The sequence below is a fragment of the Tenacibaculum aquaeponti genome (genome assembly GCF_052084715.1).
Classification (GTDB): Bacteria; Bacteroidota; Bacteroidia; order Flavobacteriales; family Flavobacteriaceae; genus Polaribacter.
In genome coordinates this window covers 1,115,219-1,138,700 of the sequence record NZ_CP197288.1, presented here as the reverse complement: position 1 = coordinate 1,138,700, position 23,482 = coordinate 1,115,219, and the positions used below count along the sequence as shown (strand labels likewise).

Annotated in this window: 21 protein-coding genes; 17 read left to right on the top strand and 4 right to left on the bottom strand. The window is 28.5% G+C overall.

Annotated features, from left to right (window positions below; genetic code table 11):
• Positions 1–326 precede the first annotated feature (326 nt).
• Positions 327–503 carry a hypothetical protein gene (locus ACSIGC_RS05045; protein ID WP_442267068.1) on the bottom strand — a complete coding sequence of 59 codons (177 nt, stop codon included), beginning with the start codon at positions 501–503 and terminating at the stop codon, positions 327–329.
• A gap of 94 nt (positions 504–597) precedes the next feature.
• On the opposite strand from ACSIGC_RS05045, the gene ACSIGC_RS05040 reads away from it, so the two are divergent.
• The 6 genes from ACSIGC_RS05040 to ACSIGC_RS05015 are packed head-to-tail and all read left to right on the top strand — an operon-like array spanning position 598 to position 5,616.
• The gene (locus tag ACSIGC_RS05040) at positions 598–2,007 is read left to right on the top strand and encodes a GspE/PulE family protein (protein ID WP_442267067.1); all 1,410 of its coding nucleotides are present in this window, start codon (positions 598–600) and stop codon (positions 2,005–2,007) included.
• A gap of 3 nt (positions 2,008–2,010) precedes the next feature.
• On the top strand, positions 2,011–2,466 hold the full coding sequence (locus tag ACSIGC_RS05035) for a hypothetical protein (RefSeq protein WP_442267066.1): 456 nt from the start codon (positions 2,011–2,013) through the stop codon (positions 2,464–2,466).
• Positions 2,466–3,719, top strand: coding sequence for a hypothetical protein (locus ACSIGC_RS05030; protein ID WP_442267065.1), 1,254 nt, complete (start codon positions 2,466–2,468; stop codon positions 3,717–3,719). The genes ACSIGC_RS05035 and ACSIGC_RS05030 overlap by 1 nt, the downstream gene beginning before the upstream one ends.
• Positions 3,707–4,048, top strand: a complete 342-nt coding sequence (locus ACSIGC_RS05025) for a hypothetical protein (RefSeq protein ID WP_442267064.1) — start codon at positions 3,707–3,709, stop codon at positions 4,046–4,048. Before ACSIGC_RS05030 ends, ACSIGC_RS05025 begins: the two co-directional genes overlap by 13 nt.
• Positions 4,035–4,484, top strand: coding sequence for a PulJ/GspJ family protein (locus ACSIGC_RS05020; protein ID WP_442267063.1), 450 nt, complete (start codon positions 4,035–4,037; stop codon positions 4,482–4,484). Before ACSIGC_RS05025 ends, ACSIGC_RS05020 begins: the two co-directional genes overlap by 14 nt.
• A 4-nt stretch (positions 4,485–4,488) precedes the next feature.
• On the top strand, positions 4,489–5,616 hold the full coding sequence (locus ACSIGC_RS05015; protein WP_442267062.1) for a type II secretion system F family protein: 1,128 nt from the start codon (positions 4,489–4,491) through the stop codon (positions 5,614–5,616).
• On the opposite strand, the gene ACSIGC_RS05010 is transcribed toward ACSIGC_RS05015, so the two are convergent.
• Complete coding sequence (locus ACSIGC_RS05010; protein WP_442267061.1) at positions 5,613–6,026, bottom strand: type IV pilin protein; 414 nt, start codon at positions 6,024–6,026, stop codon at positions 5,613–5,615. The genes ACSIGC_RS05015 and ACSIGC_RS05010 overlap by 4 nt on opposite strands.
• Positions 6,027–6,110: 84 nt before the next feature.
• Here ACSIGC_RS05010 and ACSIGC_RS05005 point away from each other — a divergent pair, with 84 nt between their 5' ends.
• From ACSIGC_RS05005 to ACSIGC_RS04975, 7 genes are all read left to right on the top strand, one after another.
• On the top strand, positions 6,111–6,464 hold the full coding sequence (locus tag ACSIGC_RS05005) for a hypothetical protein (protein WP_442267060.1): 354 nt from the start codon (positions 6,111–6,113) through the stop codon (positions 6,462–6,464).
• A 6-nt stretch (positions 6,465–6,470) separates the two neighbouring features.
• Positions 6,471–8,618 (top strand): type II secretion system protein GspD, encoded by a 2,148-nt coding sequence (locus ACSIGC_RS05000; protein WP_442267059.1) that lies wholly within the window; start codon positions 6,471–6,473, stop codon positions 8,616–8,618.
• A 2-nt stretch (positions 8,619–8,620) separates the two neighbouring features.
• On the top strand, positions 8,621–9,799 hold the full coding sequence (locus tag ACSIGC_RS04995; protein WP_442267058.1) for a hypothetical protein: 1,179 nt from the start codon (positions 8,621–8,623) through the stop codon (positions 9,797–9,799).
• On the top strand, positions 9,799–10,317 hold the full coding sequence (locus tag ACSIGC_RS04990; protein WP_442267057.1) for a hypothetical protein: 519 nt from the start codon (positions 9,799–9,801) through the stop codon (positions 10,315–10,317). The genes ACSIGC_RS04995 and ACSIGC_RS04990 overlap by 1 nt, the downstream gene beginning before the upstream one ends.
• A 137-nt stretch (positions 10,318–10,454) precedes the next feature.
• Positions 10,455–13,670 carry a hypothetical protein gene (locus ACSIGC_RS04985; RefSeq protein WP_442267056.1) on the top strand — a complete coding sequence of 1,072 codons (3,216 nt, stop codon included), beginning with the start codon at positions 10,455–10,457 and terminating at the stop codon, positions 13,668–13,670.
• A gap of 7 nt (positions 13,671–13,677) precedes the next feature.
• Positions 13,678–18,723, top strand: a complete 5,046-nt coding sequence (locus ACSIGC_RS04980) for a DUF6443 domain-containing protein (protein WP_442267055.1) — start codon at positions 13,678–13,680, stop codon at positions 18,721–18,723.
• An 11-nt stretch (positions 18,724–18,734) separates the two neighbouring features.
• Entirely contained in the window at positions 18,735–18,941 is a 207-nt protein-coding gene (locus tag ACSIGC_RS04975) for a hypothetical protein (protein ID WP_442267054.1), read from the top strand.
• Between the two features lie 237 nt (positions 18,942–19,178).
• On the opposite strand, the gene ACSIGC_RS04970 is transcribed toward ACSIGC_RS04975, so the two are convergent.
• The gene (locus ACSIGC_RS04970) at positions 19,179–19,478 is read right to left on the bottom strand and encodes a helix-turn-helix domain-containing protein (RefSeq protein WP_442267053.1); all 300 of its coding nucleotides are present in this window, start codon (positions 19,476–19,478) and stop codon (positions 19,179–19,181) included.
• A 606-nt stretch (positions 19,479–20,084) separates the two neighbouring features.
• On the opposite strand from ACSIGC_RS04970, the gene ACSIGC_RS04965 reads away from it, so the two are divergent.
• The 4 genes from ACSIGC_RS04965 to ACSIGC_RS04950 all read left to right on the top strand — a co-directional run bounded on the left by ACSIGC_RS04965 (position 20,085) and on the right by ACSIGC_RS04950 (position 22,565).
• The gene (locus ACSIGC_RS04965) at positions 20,085–20,639 is read left to right on the top strand and encodes an REP-associated tyrosine transposase (protein ID WP_442267052.1); all 555 of its coding nucleotides are present in this window, start codon (positions 20,085–20,087) and stop codon (positions 20,637–20,639) included.
• 137 nt (positions 20,640–20,776) lie between these two features.
• Complete coding sequence (locus tag ACSIGC_RS04960; protein ID WP_442267051.1) at positions 20,777–21,388, top strand: hypothetical protein; 612 nt, start codon at positions 20,777–20,779, stop codon at positions 21,386–21,388.
• An 86-nt stretch (positions 21,389–21,474) separates the two neighbouring features.
• Positions 21,475–21,753 (top strand): putative quinol monooxygenase, encoded by a 279-nt coding sequence (locus ACSIGC_RS04955; RefSeq protein WP_442267050.1) that lies wholly within the window; start codon positions 21,475–21,477, stop codon positions 21,751–21,753.
• Positions 21,753–22,565, top strand: coding sequence for a helix-turn-helix domain-containing protein (locus ACSIGC_RS04950; RefSeq protein WP_442267049.1), 813 nt, complete (start codon positions 21,753–21,755; stop codon positions 22,563–22,565). Before ACSIGC_RS04955 ends, ACSIGC_RS04950 begins: the two co-directional genes overlap by 1 nt.
• Here the strand turns inward: ACSIGC_RS04950 and ACSIGC_RS04945 are convergent.
• A complete protein-coding gene (locus ACSIGC_RS04945; RefSeq protein ID WP_442267048.1) occupies positions 22,558–23,460 on the bottom strand; it encodes an EamA family transporter in 903 nt (300 codons plus the stop codon). The genes ACSIGC_RS04950 and ACSIGC_RS04945 overlap by 8 nt on opposite strands.
• Positions 23,461–23,482: the final 22 nt, after the last annotated feature.

Sequence of the window (23,482 nt, the reverse complement as noted above, 5' to 3'; positions counted from 1 at the left end):
ATATTATGTAATAAGTTTTTTATTGTGAAAAAGTAATCTCATTCAATATATAAGATATTGTTTTTTATAAATTTATGAAGTCAAAAAATAAATATTAAGTTTACAGGCTTATAAAACTTTGTCATATTGTTATACTTGTATTTACTAATTTTAATTATTATTTTTTTTGAAGATGTAAAAGAAAGAAAAGTACATGTTCTATTGTTGTTTGTGTTTATAATTTTAGGAAGTGTATTATTCTACCAAAAAACTTTTAAAGAAATTTACCTATTATCAATTGTAATTAACCTTTCATTCCTGTTATTTTTAAATTTATGTTTATGGATTTACATAAAGTTTAAATTAAAATCATCTTTCTTTTTAGCGATAGGTTTAGGAGATTTATTATTTTTTCTTGGTTTAGCAGTTTCGTTTCCTACTTCTAACTTTCTAATTTTGTTCGTGAGTTCACAATTATTTTCTTTGCTTTTGTTTTTGATTATGAAATCTAAAATGAAATACAAAACTGTGCCTTTAGCAGGATTTCAATCTTTATTTTTATTTTTAATTTTATTGTTAAATTTGGCATTTAATATAGTGAACCTATATACTATTTAAATGAAAGAGAAAAAATTCGATTTGTCTACCGATTTAGTACAGTTAATCTCATCTGAATTGGCTTATGAGTATAGAATTATACCAAAAATAAAAACAGATTTAAAAATAACTTTTTTAACAGATAAAGAAGATTTAGTTGATCTTAAAAACGAGTTAGAAGTTATATTAGGTAGCGTAGTAAGTTTAGAAAAAGAAGAAAAAGAAATAATTAATAAATTTTTACTGAACAATTACAGAAAGAGAAATAAAGGAACATCTACTTTAAATTATACAGATGATTTTTTATTAAATATAATTCATGAAGCTAAAGAAATAGGAAGTAGCGATATTCATTTTGAGGCATTTGAAGAACAAAATAAAGTCCGTTTTAGAATTGATGGTAAACTAATAGAGAAATATTTAATCTCGCTTGATGAATATCCAAAAATAGTGAACCGATTAAAGATTATGTCAGGAATGGATATTTCTGAAAAACGTTTGCCACAAGACGGTAGAATAAACATTACAACTGCATATGAAGATTTTGATATTCGTGTTTCATCATTACCAACTTTACATGGAGAAAAGTTAGTACTTCGTATTTTATCTAAGAATAACGTAGCAATTCAATTAGATAAATTAGGATTCACAAAAGAAGAGTTACACTCGTACAAAAAGGCAGTAAAAAAACCTAATGGAATTATATTAATATCTGGACCAACAGGTTCGGGGAAAACGACTACACTGTACGCTACTTTAAAAGAATTAAATAAGGAAGATACTAATATTTTAACAATTGAAGATCCTATAGAATACACATTAGAAGGTGTTAATCAAGTACAGTTAAAAGAAGATATTGGTTTAGATTTTGCAAGTACATTAAAAACTTTTTTACGTCAAGATCCTGATGTTATTATGGTTGGAGAAATAAGAGATGTAGCCACAGCAAATATGGCAATTAGAGCAGCTTTAACTGGTCATTTAGTATTGTCTACTATACATACGAATTCTGCATGGGGAACAATTTCAAGATTAATAGATATGGGAGTTCCTTCATTTCTAATAGCAAGTACATTGAATGTAAGTATAGCACAACGATTAGTAAGGAAATTATGTGATAACTGTAAAGAGAGAATTGATGTAAACGAAGAAGATGTTCCAGAAGAAATAGTAGAAAGCGAACTTTTAAAAACGCATTTTAAAGCGGTTGGATGTGAGCATTGTTATCAAACTGGATATAAAGGTAGGAAAGCAATTTATGAAATTATTCCAGTAACAAAACCTATTGAAAAAGCCATTAAAAAAGAACAGTCTGAAATAGAAGATTATTTGATAGATAATAACATTAGCACGTTAAAAGTGAATGCCTTAAATTTAGTTAAAGAAGGTGTGACATCTATAGATGAAGTATATTCGTTGTTAATATCTTAGCTTATGAAAAAAAAACAAAAAACATATATATTATTAGTTATAGTTGTTGTTGTATGGAGTGTTGTAGGTATTCAGTTTTTTAAGTATTCACAACAGCAAGAAGAAGAAATACCAGTAATTAGTTATAAAAAATTTAAAACTAAAACTGTTGCTAAAAGAGAGGTTTATAAAGTATCAGTTCATGAAAGAGACCCATTTTTAGGAACTTTGCATAAAACTTCTAAAAATAATATAGTAAAAAAGAAAAAAATAAGTAAAAATGAACCTTTTGTATTTCCAATTATAAAATACAAAGGAATGATTGCTAGTGAAGAAAACACTTCGTTTATTCTTGTTGTAAATGGGAATCAATATATCATGCGTTTAAGATCAAAAAAAGAAGATGTACAATTGATTTCAGGAACTAAAAAAGAAATCAAAGTTTTATATAAAGGAAAATATAAAACATTCAAAAAATAATGACTAAATATTTAAATAAAAAAGTAAAGGCAGGAGCATTACAGTATGTATTGGTCATAGCAATTATTATTTTTATTATTTTATTTGCTTTTATACAGTTGGTAAGTTTACAACAGAAATTAAGTGTTAAAAAAAGTTTGTATCAAAAAGCTATACTTCAGGCTGATAATGGATTTCGTTATTTAAGTATAAAAAATATAAAAGAAAATACTGTTGAAAAAGTTAAGTTTTCAGAAAATGAACAAGAAGAGGTTGTTATAGAACAAAAATATTGGGGGATTTTCGATAGAGTTATTGTTACTTCTAAAGTAAACAAAGAGATAATTAAAAAAGTAGCTTTATTAGGGAATGAAGTGAAGAACAGAAAAGCAATTTATCTGGTTGATAATAATACATCTTTGGTTTTAGTAGGGAATTCTAAAATAGTAGGAACCTCTTATTTATCTCATCGAGGAGTTAAGTCAGGTAATATCGCAGGGCATTCTTTTTATGGTACAAGTTTAATTCAAGGAGAAACAAGAAGAAGTAGCACAAACTTGCCCAAAAATGAACGATTGAAAAAAATATCTGAAAGATTTTTTATCAATAAAGAAATAGAACCAAATTTAGAGTTGAATAGTGAATTGAAAATAGTGCAATCATTTTATAATGAAACATTATATTATAGGGATTATCAAACAATTCAACTTGAAGAAATTTCATTAAAAGGAAATATAGTAATTACTTCAGATACAAAAATTATTGTAAAAAAAACAGCAGTTTTAGAAGATGTTATTTTAATAGCTCCAGAAATAGAAATACAGTCTGGTTTTAAAGGAAATGTTCAGGCTTTTTCAACAAAACGTATTCATATTGAAGAGAGTGTTAAGCTTAAATATCCTTCAGCTTTAATTATGACATATAAAAATCAAAAAATAGAAAATGAAGATGGGATTTTTATTGATACTAAAAGTGATGTAAAAGGTGTAATTGTGTTTTTAAAAAGTGATTTGAAGGAAAAGAGTTTTTGGCCTCAAATAAAGATTAAAGATAAAGTTCAAATAATAGGAGAAATATATTGTGAAGGAAATATTGAGCTCTTAGGAAATGTAACTGGAGAGGTGTATACAGATAATTTCGTAGCATTACAATCAGGAAGTAAGTATATCAATCATATATATAATGGTAATATAAATACTAATAATTTAGTAGATCAATATGTTGGTTTAGGTGTTCAAACAAAGGAAAAATCGATTGCTAAATGGTTATACTAAAAAAAATAAAAGCATCATCGTTAAATGAAGTACTTGTTGCAACAGTAATTATAATTCTAGTTTTTGGTATTGCTATGATGATACTAACCAATTTAATGAAAAACTTAGCAACAAAAGAAACTCATGAGCATAATGCTTTATTGAATGAACTAATTTATCAGTATCAGAATGAAAAAATTATTGTTCCTTATAATATAAATGATAGTAAATTTACTTACGTTGTTTTTTCAGAGGAAGAAGATGGTGTAAACTGGATGAATTTTGAAATAACATCGAAAAGAAATAATAAAATTTTAGTAAAAAAAATTATAGTAAATGAAGAAGATTAATGCTTTTACACTTACTGAATTAATTGTAGTTATGGTGATATCTACTATTGTGGTTTCACTAGCTTTTATGGCTTTGTCAATGGTGAAGAGGCAAATTAGAAATATAGAAAAACGGATTTATATTAAAGAAGAATTAACACGTCTAGAAAAAGTGCTTATGAAAGATTTTAATACTTTCAGAAATATAGAAAAACAAAACTCATATTTAAAATTTAAAAATGCTTTAGATTCTGTGACTTATGAAATAGAGCAAACTTTTGTTTTAAGAAATAAAGATTCATTTCAGTTAAGTTTAAAGAACACTACGTTGTTTTTAGACGGAAATAAAGTAAAGCAAGGTGCTGTAGATGGAATGCGTTTTGAAATAAAAGAGTTAAAAAATAGACCTACTTTTGTTTTTTTACAAAAGGATGCAACTTTTTACTTAAATAAGTAGTATTATGGGATTTGAAATAAAAAAAGCTAAACAAGAAAAAGAAGATAAAAGTTTTGATATTGATAGCCTATTAAAAAAAGAGATTACTTTATTTGGAAGTGCGTTTTCTAATAAAAAAAGAGAAGCATTTTATACTGAACTGTATGTTTTATTACAAGCAGGTTTAGAGCTAAAAGATGCGTTAGATTTAATTTTAAAAGAACAAAAGAAAGAATTTGATGTCAATTTATTTCAAAATATTATTAATGATTTAATTTTAGGGAAGAATTTTTCTGAAGCATTAAGAGCAAGAAATGTATTTTCAGATTATGAATATTATTCAGTACAGATAGGTGAGAAAACAGGAACCTTAAATAGAGTAATAGAAGAGTTAAGTATATTTTATAAACAGAGAAATGAACAAAGACGTAATGTAATTAATGCTCTTTCATACCCTTTAATTATATTAATAACTGCTTTTTTTGCAGTGCTATTTATGATGCAATTTGTAGTGCCTATGTTTGCTGATATTTTTAAACAGAATAAAGTAGAATTACCTTGGATTACAAGTCAAATTATAAACGCATCAAATTTCTTTAGAGATTATTATTGGGTGATACTAGTCCTCCTTATTGGTCTTTTAATTTTTAGAAGAATCTTTTCTGGCAAAATATGGTACAGGAAATTTTCAGCACTTTTTATTTTAAAAACACCTTTTGTAGGAGAATTTTTCAGAAAAGTGAAAATTGCTCAATTTACACAAGCAATAACGTTATTAATAGGAGCAAAAGTACCTTTGTTAAATGGAATTCAATTAACTCAAAAAATGATTGTTTTTTACCCATTACAAGAGGCTTTAAAAAAAATTGAAAAAGACATTCTATTGGGTAAATCCTTGTCTGAAAGTATTAATAAACATAGTATATTCGATAGTAAAATGGGAGCTCTAATAAAGGTGGCAGAAGAAACTAATCAGAATCATGTGATTTTTCAACGACTTACGGAGCAGTACACAAAAGATATAGAATACCGATCTAAAATGTTAAGTTCTGTTTTAGAGCCGGTAATTATCTTGTTTTTAGGAGCAGTAATAGCAACGATATTAGTAGCCATGTACATTCCAATGTTTAATCTAAGTACTGTTATAAGTTAATCTTTAATAACTTCTTTTAAGTTTTTGTCTTGATCTATTTCCCAAACATTTTTAATACCATCACCGTCAAAATCATCAATAGCAGTAGCTCTTGCTTTAAATGAATTTTTAGAAGCTTCAATGATTTCATAGTTATAGTATACATTATTTCCAGAACTATTTGCTGTAGGTGGCTCAAAATCAATATCATTGAAATTATTAGAATATTTAGAGTTTATATAGTAATAATCTCTTTGTAAACCATATAAGTGAGATAATTGCATTTTGGCTTCTGTACTTTTAGCTCTGTTAACTTGTATCATTAAGTTAGGCATAGCTATTAATACTAAAATACCAATAATTACCATTACAACTAATAACTCTTGCAAGTTAAAAGCATCAGTTTTTTTGTTTAAAAAAATCAATTTCATATCAATACTATTTTTTAATAAAGACAAAATTATAAAAAAGAAATTATTTTATACTTTTACATCCGATTTTAATAAAAAAAACTTATGAAAAAGATATTAGTAATTATCATAATTTCAGCGATATTGTTTAGTTGCGAAGCAATTTTTGTTGAAAATATTAGCAATAAAACAGTTGAAGTTTTAGCTCCCAAAACAGGAGTAACAATAGATACAGGTTCAATAACATTTTCTTGGAACGAACTAGAAGGAGCCGATGAATATCACTTAAAAATCGCAAAACCTAATTTTTTAAATGCTAATCAAATAGTGTTAGATACAATTATTACCCAAAGATCATTTGCCGAAAATTTAATACAAGGAAGCTATGAATGGTCTGTAATAGGAAGAAATTCAGAGTATGAAAGTTTAGAGAAAATTAATTTTTTAACAATAAGATAATTGAAATTGAAAAAGAGTACAATTTTTATTCTAATAACTTTAATTAGTATTTCATTTTTTGCTCAGGTTAAAAATGATAGAATTAAAATATTAGAAAATAAGTTAGATAGTTTAGCTAAAGTTATACCGGCATTAGCTGAAACAGTAGAGTACAATGTAAATGATGTTGATTTGCCAACATTATTAAATACAATTGCAGAGAAAAAGAAAATAAATTTTAGTATTAGTACAAGTTTAAATAATTATAGTGTTTCTAACAATTTTGTTAATGTAACAATAAAAAATGTTTTGCTGCATTTATGTAGAGAATATGCGCTCACTATAGATACAATTGGGAATATTATATCAATAAGAGAATATAAGAAAAAAATTGTAGTGTCAGAACGCATAATTCCTATTGAATACAATGCTAATGAAGATTTATTTTCTATAGACTTAAAAAAAGATAGTTTACCTCTTGCGTTAAGAAGAATTACAGAAGTTACTGGGAAAAACATGTTATATGGAATTGGTTCTGAATCAAGTTTAATTACAGCTTATATTAAGAATAAACCATTGGAAGGAGCCATAGATAAAATTGCTTACACAAATAATTTAAGTGTAACAAAAACAAAAGATGGTTATTATTTATTTGAATCTTTAAATATTCCTCAAGCGGGAAACTTAAGTGGAGGGAGAGGAAAAAATCAACAGCAAATTCAAAGACCAAGAAAATATAGAAGTTCTAACTTTTATTTCCAAGTAAAAGATTCTATTAAACAAGTTTTAGAAGTTGATTTTGAAAATATTGATATCGGATCTATCATAAAAGATATCGGACATCAATTAAATATAGATATGTATACAGATACAACTTTAACAGGTTTGTCTAAAGTTACATTTAAAGCAAAAGAAATTACTTACGATCAGTTATTAACAAGAATTCTTGAAGATAATACTAGTTTGACTTTTAAGAAAGATGATAATATTTATTACTTTTCTGGAAGTAAGAAAGAATCAGTAAAAAGCTATGTTACGATTCCATTAATGCATCGTTCCATAGAAATAATGTCAACTCTGTTAACTAGTAGAAATAACTATAATTCATTTTCGGGGAATCAAGGAAGTTATGGGAATCAAGGAGGAATAATAAATGGAAATAACTCTTTTAATTCTCCAAATTCGTTTGGAAACCCTAATACTAGATCTCAAGGTTTTAATCAAAATAGAAGACAGATAAATCAAAGAAATCAAGAGTCTTCTAGTAATTATAATAATAAAGTAGATGCGTTATTAAATATCGTACCTAAAGGATTATTAACAGATTTAGATGTTAAAATTGATAAAGAGTTAAATAGTTTTATTGTAGCTGGTGATACTCAAAAGATTGATAAGTTTAGACGTTTTATAAAGAAGATAGATAAACCTATTCCAGTGATTCTTATTGAAGTTATGATTTTAGAAGTGAATAAATCATCTACTGTTAATGCAGGTGTAGAACTTGGTTTAGCAGATACTCCTGTAAATGATAGTGGTCAATTATTTCCTTCTTCTGAAGTAACTTTAGGAGCTAAGACTTTAAATAAAATTATAGGAGGGTTTAATGGTTTTGGTTCTTTAAATGTAGGAAGAGTAGTGCCAAATTTTTACGCTAAAATACAAGCTATGGAAAGTAATGGTAACATTAAAGTAAGATCCACACCAAAACTAGCAACTTTAAATGGACATGAAGCTGTTTTGTCTAATGGGGCAAGATCTTATTATGCAGTTGTAAGAAGAGATATCATTGGAACTCAAAATCCACAAACTACAGAAATTAGAAATTATGTTCCAATTGATGCTGATTTATCAATTTCTATTAAACCAATGGTTGCAGGAGATAATCAAATTACATTAAGTATTAATGTATTACAATCTAGTTTTAACGAAAGTAATAGAATTGATGCAGAAGCACCTCCAGGAATTAACTCAAGAGAATTCACTTCTATCATTAGAGTAAAAGACCAAGATATTGTTATTTTAGGAGGATTAGAAGAAAATTTAAAAAATGATTCTGGTTCTGGTGTTCCTCTTTTAGCTAGAATTCCTGTAATAAAATGGCTTTTTAGTAAAAAAACGAGAATTGACTCCAAGAAAAAACTATCTGTATTAATTAAACCAACTATAATCAAATAACGATGAAAGATCGTTTATTTTTTGGAAATACATTATCTGCTGTTGAGTATTCTTTTGATCAAGAGGGTAATGAAGTTTTTCTTTATTTGCAATTAGAAAGAAAAAAGCTAGAATTAGAGGTAAAAGAATCTAAAAAATTCGTTGAAAAAAATGAATTATTTGATTTTATAAATAAAACAAGCCAAGAACATGTTGTACTAGTTATAAATAACAAACATGTTTTATCTAAATCAATAGATATTAAAAATGATAACGATGCTGTTGTTTTTAAAAGAGCTTTTTCTTCTTTAAATATAAATGATTTTTACCAAGAATCTTTACCATTAAATGAAGGCACATTTTTATCTGTAGTAAGAGAAAATTATGTGAAATCATTAATAAAAGAATTTACTAGCAAAAAAATAACAGTTTTAGATGTTTTATTAGGAACTACTTCAATTTCTTCGTTACTTTCCATTATTAGTTATGAAAATATTTTCACTTCAAATACTGAGTTACTAATAGATAGCGGAAAAATGGTTTCTATTAACAGTAAAAGATTTGTTGATTGTGATTATGAAATTAATGGATTGCGTATTAGTAATCAACATGTGTTAAGTTTAAGTGCTATTGTAAATTGTTACTTGAATAAAACTGTTAATTATAAGAGTGATCAATACAAGGAATATATTGAGAAAAAGAAATTTAATTTAGGTTATAAATTAGTTCTAGGAATACTTTTTTTATTGGTTTTAATGAATTTTATTTATTTTAATTCCTATAGTTCAGAAGTAAATAAATTTACTGAGCAATTAGAGTTAAAAAAAAATGATAAACGAAAATTACTAAACCTAAAAGAAAAGGTAAAAAAGAAAAGAAAATTACTTTCAGAATTACAGAGTTCCACCTCTTTCTCTATTGCTAAGTATCCAGATCAAATTGTATATGGAATTCCAAAGTCTGTTGTTTTAAAAGTGTTGTCATATCAATCTTTAAATAAAGTGCTTAAAAAAGATAAAGAAACTAATTTTAATCTAAAAGAAATTGAGGTTAAAGGGACTTTTAATAATTATATAGAATTTACAAGTTGGATAGATAATCTTGAAAGGAAAGCTTGGGTAAAAGAACTTTTAGAGTTAACTACGGAAAAAGATAAAAGAAAAAATAACTCTAATTTTCATATTCTAATTTTAATTGAGTAATGAATTTTAAAAAGAAAAATTTACTATTATTAATTGGTTTTGTATTATCACTGCCGTTATTATATTTTATTAGTTTTAGCAATACTTTTGAATTAAAAGAAAAATATAAAAACTTAATAAAAGAGAAAGAATCCGCAGATAATATTAGTACAAATTTAATGATGCTAAAACAAGAAGAAAAATATATAGATTCTATCTTGAAAAGTGAAAATATTTTACTTAATAATTCTTTTCAGCAAATTCTCCTAAAAAAAATTAATTCTTATAAACAAAAAAATAAAGTTGAAATCGTAGAATTTAATAACTATGTTCAAGTATCAGATAATGGTATCAAATGTCAAATTTATCCGATTACAATTCGAGGAGATTATAATTCTCTATTACAATTTTTAAACTTTTTCGAAAAAGAAGGATTAGGAGAAATTAAATCTTACAGCTTTATAAAGAAAAAAGATTATTCGAGAAGAAAAGAGTATCTAAATTTAGAAATTCTATTTAAGAGAGTTCTTTCAGATTAAATTTTTAAAACTTTATTCAATTTTTTGGGTAACATTTTTTTGATTATGTAACATGTTAAAAACAAAAAAATGTATAAATTTGCAAAGTTAATTTTAAAAATTGTTAGGATTAATTAATTGCTAAAAATCATTTATTTATGAGAAAAATTTCAATCAGCATTATAATGCTGCTATTGTCCTTATTTGGTTATGGACAAGAACCAAGTTCAAGTTTATTGAGTAGTTTAGAGTTACCAGATGTAGCTCCAGTTTCACCTGAAGCAGCGAGTTTAGGTAAATATGGTGATTTACCAGTAAATTTAGCTTCAGGTAGGATAAATTACACTATTCCGATATTTACAATTAATGTAGATGGCTATAAATTACCTATATCTTTAAGTTATAATAACGGAGGGTTATTGGCTGAAGAAGAGGCAAGTATGGTTGGGTTTGGTTGGACTTTAAATGCAGGTGGAATGTTAATTCGTCAAATGAGAGGTAGACCAGATGAAGATCTTTGGGGATATGTTTCAGGAAACATTGGAAAAGATTATGTCGTACCTTTTGTAAATCATGGTTTTAGTAATATGACTACAGAAGAAAGAGAGGTGCATTTAAATAATTTCTTTAGAAAAGTATCAGACAAAAGGATGGATACTCAGCCAGATAAATTCATAATTAAAGCAGGAAGCCTTTCAGGTAACTTTTTTCACAATGAGAGAGGAGATGTTGTATTTAATCCTCATAAAAATTATTTAGTTAATAAACCTAATATTGATAGTTATGAAATTATAGATGACAATGGAATTATTTATGACTTTGGTTATCCAGAAACAACTATTTCTGAACCAATTACTAATAATGAGCAAGTAGCTCCTATAATGACATATAAATCAGCTTGGGGCTTATCAAAGATTAGTTTTCCAACAAATCAAAAAAGTATAAATTTTGAGTATGATAAAGGAAATGATTATCATAAACTTGGACGTTCAAAATCTTATCGTGAATTATTAGTAGGTAGTGCCTCTAATTCAGGAGTTTCTACTACTTGTTCAAGTAATCAGCCAGTGAAAACTAGTTACATAAAAACAACTGTTTTTTCAAAAAATCAAATTTCTAAAATTACTTTTCCAAACGGAGAGTTGCATTTTGATATTCGTAATGCCCAAGCACCTATAGGATCACTGAATTCAACGAATACTTATTTGAATAGTATTAGTTTATATGATAATAATAAGAAGAAAATCAAATCTTATGTATTTGTTTATGATAATGTAAAATCAAATCTCAAGTTATTAAAAAAAATTGAGATTTATGGAAATAATGATTCACAATATAAAGAATATAAATTAGATTATTATGGTACACCTCCAATTATTATAGACCCTGATAATCAGGATGTTTGGGGGTATTACAGTACAGCTTCTTTAAATAGTAATTTAGGAAACAGATTATTAAAAAGAAAAGCTGTAAACTTTAATACATCACAATTAGGAGCTTTAAAACGTATTACATATCCTACAGGAGGTTATTCCGAGATAAATTATGAACAAAATAAAGTATATGAAGTTCCAAAAGAATGGGGAGATATTGGTATTGAATATTCCTTTGACACTACTGTTGAAATTTTAGCTACAAAATCAAATCCAAATCCTCCATCAAAAGATATATATTTACCTTTTGAACAAACAGTAAGTGTTATAGCAAGTGCGCAAACAGGAGTATCAGGAATCTGCGAAGCAAGAGCTTCTTTTAGTTATTATAACCCAATTAAAGAACCTTATAATTTTGGATTAAATGTAGCAGCAAGTAATGAATATGATCAACAAAGTAATACTACACCAAACCCAAATAATTTTGGTTACTTTAAAGAAGTTCCAATTAATACTCCTTTGCATCTTGAGGCATTTTTGGATATCTGTACATCAAATGCTTCCGGATCTGCAAATGTGATCTTAAAGTATAATAAAATTAGACAGAGTATCCCTGTTGGGGGAATAAGAGTAGTTTCTACAAAAGATTGTGATGGAGAAGGGAATTGTATTTCTAAGGATTATAATTATGTAGAAGATACTGGTTTTTCTAGTGGTAAACTTTTATCAAAACCAGTTTATTATAATGATATTCATATAAATGGAGGTAGTGGTGCTAAATGTTTTTATCGAGTACATGGTTCTAAAAGTAAAATACCATTGGCTAGTTTTGAAGGTGCACCTGTCCTTTATCCACGTGTAGAAATTTATCAAAACGGAACTACAAATAATGGAAAAATAGTTAAATATTTTACTTTTGAAGAGAATCCAGAAATTAAAGATCCTTTTCCACCGAAAAATTTAAAAGACTGGAAGAAAGGATTATTAAAAAGAGAAGAAGTTTACTCTAAAGTTAGTAATGATTCTTTAGAACCAATAAAAACTATTGAAAATAATTATAGGAGTGTACCCATACCATCAACAACACCTTATGTAGATTCACAAGGTTTAGCAATATCACAATTTTCTTTTGGAAGTAACGACACTACAACTTCATGGTTTATATTTTCTGACTATAAAAACTACCCAGAGTTTTACCAATTAGCATCAACAAAAAATATTTCACAAGGAGTTACTACTACTACAAATTACAACTATGATACTCACACAGGTAATTTAAAAGAATCTTATACGGTTAATAGTAAGGGTGATATTTTAACTACTAATATAAAGTATGCAAATGATGTAGGTAACTCTGATTTAATTTTAGATAATCGAGTTAATGAACCTGTAGAAACAGAAACAAAGAAGACAATAGAAGGAAATATCATTCCTTTAAGCAAACAAAATACGATTTATAAAGACTTTGGAAGCGGATTGTATTTACCAGAAAAAGTACAAACAAGTAAAGGAACTCAAGCTTTAGAGGATCGAATAGTTTATCACAGTTATGATAACAAAGGAAATCCGACAGAGGTTAGTAAAGCAGAGGGAACTTCAGTGGTTTATATTTGGGGATATAACCAAACCAAGCCAATAGCTAAGATAGAAGGCGCTACTGAAGCAGAAGTGACTACAGCAATAACTTCATTATCTGATATCAATTTTAATTCTTTATTAAAAATTCAAAATTTATCAAATCAAGATGATGATAGAACTTTAGGGTTTAATGGAAAAGAAGGGTATTTAAGAAATGCGTTACAAAGATTAAGAGAATCATCAGTATTGGCTAAAGCTCAAGTAACAACATTTACTTACGATCCATTAGTTGGGGTTACGAGTATTACTGATCCAAGAGGCGAAACGGTTTATTACGAATATGATGAGTTTAATCGTTTAAAATTGATTAAAAATTCAGATGGTCATATCGTTACAGAACACCAATACAACTACAAAAACTAAAAAGAAGATGAAAAAGTTATTATATATACTAGGTTTGGTAGTGCCTATGTTTGTATTCTCCCAGAGTGCAAATGAGAACTATGTTGTTACTAAAACATACAAGGAAGCAAGAACAACGCCATTAGAAGGACATGATAAGAATAAAGTAATGACCAATATTCAGTATTTTGACGGTTTAGGTCGTTTAAAACAAAGTATTGGATTAGAAGCGGGAGGGAATACAATTTCTAGTAATGCGATTCCTTTAGATTGGACATCAGGAAACACAGGTCCTACTAATTTTTATACAGCAGGTACTACTTCAGAGAATAGAATTATTTCAGGAGCCACGCCATTTGGCGGAACAGATTTATTATGGGAGTGTATACCAGATGCTGCATATAACTTTGATGGTGGTTGGAACACAAGATATTTCACGATAGATAATACGAAAACCTATCGTTACAGTGTTTGGGTAAAGAAGAATAAAGTAGGATCGGGAACAGGTAGAACTTATCATGGAGCAAACAATGTAAATAACTTAAGTGGAACGCCTAATACTAATCCTTACTTTTGGAATGGATTTTTACCCGAAGCTAATAAATGGTATTTAATGGTTGGAGTAATCCATCCAGATACATATACTGGAGGAGATACAGGAGAAAGTGGTTTATATGATACTAATGGAAATAAAGTTTTAGACGGAGTTGAGTTTAAGTGGAGTAAGACAGAAACAAGTATACGCTTACGCAATTATTTATATTACAGCACAGATACCAGTGTTCGTCAATACTTTTGGAGTCCATTATTTCAAGAGATCGATGGAAGCGAAGCTTCTTTAAATGATATTGTAAACCGATCATCAACCTTAGTAGGCGAAGAGAAAATAAAGGATATTGTTACTCATGTTACTTATGATAGTTTAGGTAGACAGAAAAAAGAATATTTACCCTTTACAAATGATTCGAATAATGCGAATATTCGTACAGGAGATGTTGGATTAGCTACACAAACATATTATGGTCAGAAATACGCTAAAGATTTTGCAGGTGTTAATGTTCCGGGAGAAATCAATTCGTATTCAAATAAGAGTTTTGATGGTTCTCCATTAAACAGAGTTATAAAACAAGCGGCACCGGGAACGGATTGGAAATTAGGGAATAATCATGAAATACGATTTGATTACCAAACTAATGGAAATAGAGATGTAAGATTGTATTACGTTACCACTACTTTTGCCAATAATACTTATACGCCTACAATTCAATTAAACACATCCAATAACAGTGGTTATTATAATGCAGGAGAGTTGTACAAAACAATTACTAAAGATGAGAATTGGACATCAGGTCAAGTACACGCAAAAGATCATACTACCGAAGAGTTTAAGAACAAGCAAGGTCAGGTTGTATTAAAGCGTACTTACAATAATAATCAGTCACATGACACATATTATGTATATGATGATTATGGAAATTTAACTTATGTAATTCCACCAAAAGCAGAAGGAACAGTTGCAAAACCAACAGCAATACAGTTAAGTGAATTATGTTATCAATACAAATATGATAATAGAAACCGCTTAGTAGAGAAGAAAATACCAGGTAAAGGTTGGGAGTATATTGTTTATGATAAGTTAGATCGTCCTGTACTAACTCAAGATGCGAATTTAAAGGCACAAAATAAATGGTTATTTACAAAGTATGACAAGTTAGGAAGAGTTGTTTTCACAGGTATTCATACAACAGAGAGTTTGTCAAGAATTCAAATGCAATCAAGAGTAAATACAATAAATGACACAAAAAAAGAACAATATGTAAGTAGAGTTTCTTCTGAAACAGATTATTATGGGTCTTATTATGATAATATAAATTATCCTAATGTTGGTCTTGAAACACATACTGTAAACTACTATGATGACTATGTTGCTTTACCATCAGGATTTACAGTACCAACAAGTGTATATGAACAAAGTGTAACAGTAAATGTCAAAGGATTAGCTACAATTACCAAAACAAGAGTATTAGGTGTTAATATCTGGATTACTACAATAAGTTATTATGATGAAAAAGCACGTCCGATTTATGTGTATAGTAAGAATGATTATTTAAACACCATTGATATTGTAGAAAGTAAATTAGATGATTTTACGGGTAAAGTTTTAGAAACGAAAACAACACATATCAAAACAGGAAAAGATCCAATTGTAACTATCGATCGTTTTGAATACGATCATATGGATCGTTTAGTGAGTCAAAACCAACAGATAAACAATCAAACTTCAGAACGTATTGTAAAGAATAATTACGATGATTTAGGACAGTTAGAAAGTAAGCTTGTAGGAAACGGAACTAAAACTGGTTATAAAGATGTTACAAGTGGATTATCTATTGTAGATAATACAATTACAAAAACAGGTTCAGGAGGATGGTATCATGGACTTGCAACTCAAGGAAGTATAAATGGAGATGGTTATGTTGAGTTTCAATCTTTAACCATAGACAAAAACCAGATGATAGGTTTATCATCGTCAAATCCTAATGCAAGTTATTCGTCTATTGAATATGCTATCTATTTAAGAAGTAATAGTGTTATATCAGTCTATGAATCTAAAGCCCATAGAGGATATTTTGGAAATTACTCTGTTAATGATATTTTCAGAATCGAACGTATAGGTAATAGAATTCACTATAAGAAAAATGGAGTAACATTTTATATTTCAGAAAAAACATCATCAGGTTCTTTATTAGGAGATATTTCTATGTTTCATACTGGTGCAAAAATCAAAGATTTTAAAATAGTTGATAACAGCAAAGGATTACAAAAGGTTGATTATAAATACAATGTACGCGGATGGTTAACAAATATTAACGAAGACGTGCATAATGACAATGATTTGTTTAACTTTAGCATAAAGTATAACGATTCAGATGTGGAGCTAAGCAAACGTTTATATAATGGAAATATCGCCCAAACTCGTTGGCAAACAGAGAATGTAGATAAAACCACAAAAACTTATGGTTACTCTTATGACGCGTTGAATAGAATTACAGCAGCAGTTTACACTCCAGATCAAAAATATAATCTTTCTGAAGTTGAATATGATAAAAATGGAAATATTACATTTTTAATAAGAGAAGGGTATATAAATGATAGTGCTACAGTTTTTAGTACTATGGATGAATTAATATATCAATATGAAGGTAACCAATTAATAAATATCTTAGATGACGGAGACAAAGATCATGGGTTTAAGTATGTAGAGAATGCTGACGATTATGGTTACGATGCTAATGGAAATATGATTTTTGATGGACATAAAGGTATTACAAATATTACCTATAATCACTTAAACTTACCAACTAAAGTAACTATTGGAGGTAAAGACATAGATTATACTTATGATGCAGCAGGTATGAAGTTAAAAAAAGTTGTAGAAAATATTACTACAGATTATGCTGGCAACCACATTTACGAAAACGGAGTATTACAATTCTTTAACCACCCAGAGGGTTATGTAAAAGCTGATGTCACATCGAGCGGAGTCGAGATGAATTATGTATACCAATATAAGGATCACTTAGGAAATGTAAGACTATCATACACTGACAATAATAACGATGGTGTAATCAGTAGACCAAGTACCACTCTTTTCTTCGATGATCTTGAAAATACACAAGGATGGGATAGCCAAGGAGCATTATATGGTGGTTCAGCTACTATAGATACAAGTAAATCTATTTCTGGCACAAAATCAGCAAGGTTAGAAGGAAATGGAGATGTTTTTGCGCATAGTAATGTATGGATTCCCATTAATAATAGTTCTGCTACACAATATCATTTTTCAGGTTGGGTATATATGGATGCTCCAGCCGAAGGCGGTTATGCACGCCTCATTCTTTATATGCATAAAAATGGAGAAACCAATTATTTTACCCAAATAGCAGATGCTGGAAAAGTAAGAACATCAGGAAAATGGGTGTATGTAGAAAAAACGGTTAGTGTACCAGCAAATATCAAGAAGTTAAACTTACGCATAGGTACCTATACTAATGGTGCTAAAGTAACAAGTTGGTTTGATGATTTACGAATCTCTAAAGTAAATGCCAATAGTGAAATTATAGAAGAATCGAATTATTATCCATTTGGACTCAAACACAAAGGGTATAATAATGTAGTGTCAGCCCACGGAAATAGTACGGCACAGAAATACGATTATCAGGGACAAGAGAATAACCAAAGTCTTGGTTATAATATGCATGAATTTGAGTTGAGACATTATGATGCTGCTCTTGGTAGATTTGTGACAACAGATCCTTATGAACAATTTGATAGCCCTTATGTAGCTATGGGAAATAATCCAGTAGTATCGTTTGATCCAGATGGAGGATACTGTTTAGACGCAAACGGAAATCAAATAGCATGTCCTGATGATGATATTTTTAATGATTATAGAGATAGTGAAGATAACCATACTACTATATTAGATGATGTTGATTTAGATGCTGGAACAACAAGTGCACCAGAAGGAGCTACTGGAGAAGATGCAATGTATAATCAGTTTGGAGATAAATTATTATTAGATCAAATAGATTTTAGTCAAGTATATAAACAAGAAACTGATGAATTAATATTTAGTATGCATCAAGCTACAGGTCAAGCTGCAATGGTTATTACAGAAGTTGCTTTAGCTATAGCTCCAGTTCCTGGTTCAGGTTTAGCAACAAACTTATTAATAAGAGGGATTTCTAAAGTCGCTACTAGAAGTGCTTTAAGAATAGGGACTTCAAAAACTTTATTTCCTATAGTTAGAAGTATTGGAGCAAAAGGGAGTAAGATATATAATGAACTAGCAAAATTAGGCAATAAGGCTGCTGGATCAAAAGCAAAACAAGCATCTGCATTATTGCAAAAGATGGCAAAAAAAGCAAAATTAACAGTAACTAACGGTGGTAAGCATAAATTAGTTCATAATGAAAATGGTAAATTGGTAACTACGATACCTCATAGTCCACATTCAAAACATACTATAAAGCAAATAGCCAAAGATATTATGGAAGAAGCAGGTTTTTAAATAATAAAAAGATGGAAGAAAACAAAAATAAATCAGAAACTTGGTTGTTTCAATTTGTCCTAGAAAATGAAAAGGGAGAATTTATTGATGTAAAAAAAGCAAATGAATTGATGAGTCATATTATAGAGTGGGTTGAAAAAAATAATTGCCAAATAGGAGGAGCCTACAAAAAACCTAAATTAGAAGATTTAGATAATATATTTCCACTAGATAATTGATGTGGTGCGAGGCCCCCAGCTGGCGCGGGGTGTGCTATGAGAGAATCGAAAGATTCTCGTAACTAAAAATAAGATGGTAGTAGGTCTACCGATATCGGCTTACAGGAGCGGGTATCAAACTGCCGGGCAATCTCTACACCCGATCGCGCGGATTTACAATCCGTGCCGAGTAAGAGTAAGCAAGAACAGTAATTAAATATAATAACCACAACATTTTAAATGAGTGTTGTGGTTTTTTTATGTTATACGTTTTTGAAGGTCGTATTTAAGTAAAAAAGAATCTAATAGCTCTTTAACTATATTTTTTTTGTCTTCAGGTAGCTGTTCTACTCTTTTAAATTGTTTTAATAACTCACGATCATTTAAAAAAGCTTCTGCTTGTTCTTCATTAGAGCCACTTATTAAGAAGTCAGAAGTAACACCGAGTGTACTAGCTATCTTCGATAATACTTCACTAGAAGGTTTAGCGCCTTTGCTTTCATAACGTCCCCCGCTAGCGCCCGAATCCTTTCGGGTGCCAAGTATGAGAGTAAGCAAGAACTATAATTAAATATATTAACCACAACATTTTTAGAAGTGTTGTGGTTTTGTTATTGTGTTTATTAGATAAGTTTATAATCACTCGACAGAGTCGAGCGACAGCGAAACAAGTAAAAAACTTATATAAGGAGTTAATAATAGGAATATCAGGTTAGATAAGAAGTTCCAAAAGTTATATTTGATTTAGCTTAAAAAAGCTTTAAATTTTGAAGAATTTGAACACGGTATGCCCCGCTAGCGCCCGAATCCTTTCGGGTGCCAAACAAGGTAAGCAAGAACAGTAATTAAATATACTAACCACAACATTTTTAGAAGTGTTGTGGTTTTGTTATTGTATTTATTAGATAAGTTTATAATCACTCGACAGAGTCGAGCGACAGCGAAACAAGTAAAAAACTTATATAAGGAGTTAATAATAGGAATATCAGGTTAGATAAGAAGTTCTAAAGGTTATACTTGATTTAGCTTAAAAAAAACCGCTAGCGCTCGAATCCTTTCGGGTGCCAAGCAAGAGTAAGCAAGAAAAATAACTAAATATATAAAACCATAACAGTGAATGTTATGGTTTTTTGTTTAGTTCAATTTTTATATTTTAGTAAAGCTATGAGTAGAAAATATAAATTCCATAACGGATCAGGTATTTATTTTGTGTCTTTTGCTACTGTATATTGGATAGATGTATTTACAAGACAAATTTATTTCGATGTATTAGCAGATAGTATAAAGTATTGTAGAGAACACAAAGGTTTGGAGCTTTATTGCTATTGTTTTATGCCAAATCATGTACATTTTATATTCAGATCTACAAACGAACAACCTATGGAATTATTAAGAGATTTTAAGCGGTACACATCAAAAAAAATGATTGAAACGATTCAAGATCATTCACAAGAAAGTAGAAAAGAGTGGTTATTGTGGATGTTTAAAAGAGCTGGAAATAAACAAGGAAATGTAAATAAATATCAATTTTGGCAACATCATAATAAACCTATAGAATTGTGGAGTGCAAAAGTTATTCAGCAAAAAATAGATTATATTCATAATAATCCAGTAGAAAGCGGTTTGGTAGTACATCCAGAAGATTGGAAATATTCTAGTGCTAGAAATTTTCAAGAAGATCATACTGTTTTAGCAATAGACAGTATTGGATTTTTGTAACTAACAAGGTTTAGTCATTCGACAGAGTCGAGCGTTAGTAGCATTATTTCTCTATCACATTTTCTTACAGATAAATAGAAATAAACTGTATTTATTTCTGGAATGTTTTTTGTGGTGAAGATTTTTAAAATTTAGCCATGAAAAAAAGAAAGTGCCCTAGGCAAAAAATGAATCATTTTTTGCCAATTATAACTTTTGTATTTGTTTGTTCCATGTTTTCTTTTTCTATTTATTATACTCCAAAATGGAATTTTAAATGGAAAGGAATTAGAAATGAAATCAAAGATTCAATTATCGCTTTAGATACTTATGGAACAATTACAGGGAGTGCAGTAGGTTATGCAGGAAGAACACCGCAACAATTTTATAGACAAAAATGGATATTAAAAAATGCTACATCAAGTGAGTTGTATAGTTTATTAGATTATCCAGATGGAACTGCAAAAGCCATTGCTTATGAAGGATTAATGTACAATCCAAAAGTAAAAAAGTATCCTTTATTTAAACGATCATTAAACGACACGCTAACATTTGTGTTTTTTCAGTACGGCTGTGAAGGTTCTGGAGCTATGCTTTCAGATTATGTGATTAATTTTATAGCTAATGTCGATAAAGAAGTTCCTCCAAGATATAATCCACCAGAAATAAAACTTTCAGAAGATGAAAAGGATGAAATTTTAAAGCTCTTTTATAAAAGAAAAGCAAAAGAGAATTATTACAAGAAAGAGTTTTATAAAACCTTAAAGTAATTTTGAGAGCATACTATATTGATGTCGTTTTTTTACTATTGAACATTATTTTTTCGATTCATATTTGTGATATAAAAACAAAAACAATGAAAAAAGTAATTATAATTCATTTAGAAATTAAACAAGAAAGTAGAGAGACCTTCATAAAAGAAACTTTTTCATTAACATCAAAAAGTAGAGAAGAAAAAGGATGTTTAGAATATAATATTTTAGAAAATTGTTATTCAGAAAATAAATTTATGATTTATGAAGTTTATGAAAATAATAAAGCTTTTGATGATCATAAAGAAAGTGACCATTATAAAAAGTATATCAATTTTGTTATGCCTATTTTAGCTAAAGAACCTGTAATAGATATTTATTAATGTATTCTAATACATCTTATTTACCAGGAAAACCATTAGAAAAATATATAGATCGTTATTATCTTTTTGAAAAAGAGGATAACGATTTATTTCAGTTACCAAAGATTTTACCAGGTACAGGTTTAGAGTTGGTTTTTCATTTAGAAACAGCGTTATCTATAAACAATATTATATTACCTCAAGCTCATACGATCTGCCCAAGAGAAAGTTTTTCTTTCGATAAAACAGATAAAGCTTCTTTTTTATCAGTTCGTTTTAAAAGTGGAAGGTTTCGACATTTTACTAAATGGAGTTTTTTAGATTTAAATAATCAGTTTATTTCAGTAGAAAAACTCTGGGGAAATACTGGAAGTGAATTGGTCACAGAATTGAAAAACCTCAAATCTGTTGAAGATAAAATTAAATATATCAATATATTTTTATTGAAAATGTTCAATGAAAATTACAATTCAGATGATGAAAAATGGAATCCAATTATTGATGAATTGTATTATCAATCTAATGCTATTAACCTAGCAGATCTTTCTAATAAACTACAATTAAGTGTTCGTCAATTTCAAAGAAACTTTAAAAGTCAATTTGGAGTTACTCCTAAGAAATTTCAACAACTAGCAAGAATGCAAAACATTGTAAAAAAAGGATTATTGAATAATGATAAGAATTATTTAAATACGATATATGATAGCGGTTATTTTGATCAAAGTCATTTCATCAAAGATTTTAAAACTATGGTAAAAAGAAAACCCTTAGAATATTTTAATGAGCAGAACTTTAAAATAAATTTTTACCACAAGTCTATAAGTTCTAATTAGAATATAAAATTAAGGCAACACCAATCATAATTCCTGCCAATGGTAGTAATTTTTTACGTTTATTCTTTTCTTTAAATAAAATTCCACCCAAAACTACAGCTATAATTAATTGACTTCTTTTAATAGCCGATAACAACATAATTAAGGCTTCAGGATCTTGTAATGCTTTAAAGTAAAAATAATCGGCAGTTTGCAATAAAATTCCAACTGCAGGAATCGACCAACGCCATTTAAAAGCCTTACGTTTTTCAATTTTAGGAAACCAAATAATACTTAAAATAATGAAGAGAATAAGTATACAATAAAAACAGAACCAGAATTGTAAAGTTTGCGGATTCAAATGAATTTTTTGAATTAAAAACTTATCGTATAATCCACTAGAAGCTCCTAAAAAAGTGGCGCCGATTATAGCATAAATCCATTTGTTACTTTTAAAAATTATTCCTTCTTTTTTTCCTACTTGAGAATATAAATACACAGAAAAAATAATTAAGAAAAAACCAATCCATTGATATAAATTTGGGCGTTCTTGATATAAAAATATAGCTCCTAAAAAAGTAAAAAATGGTCCACCAGAGCGAATTGGAGCAACAATTGTTAAAGGTAAATGTTTAAGTGCTTGATAAGCTAAAATCCATGAAGAACACATAATCATAGATTTTATAAAAATGTAACCATGTTTTTCTAAAGGAATATCCTGGATTAGAAAACCAGCTTTTAATGTTGCTTCTGGAAAAAAATGAGTTCCAATATAAAAAGGTAGTAAAATTAAAAGTCCGCTAATTAAAGTCCCCAGTAATACAGGATAGACTTCATTATTTTTTACTGCGTGTTTTTTGCATAAGTTGTGTAAACCTAAAAATAAGGCAGCTAAAAGGCCTAAATACATCCACATAATTCCTGTAAATTTTGCTTTT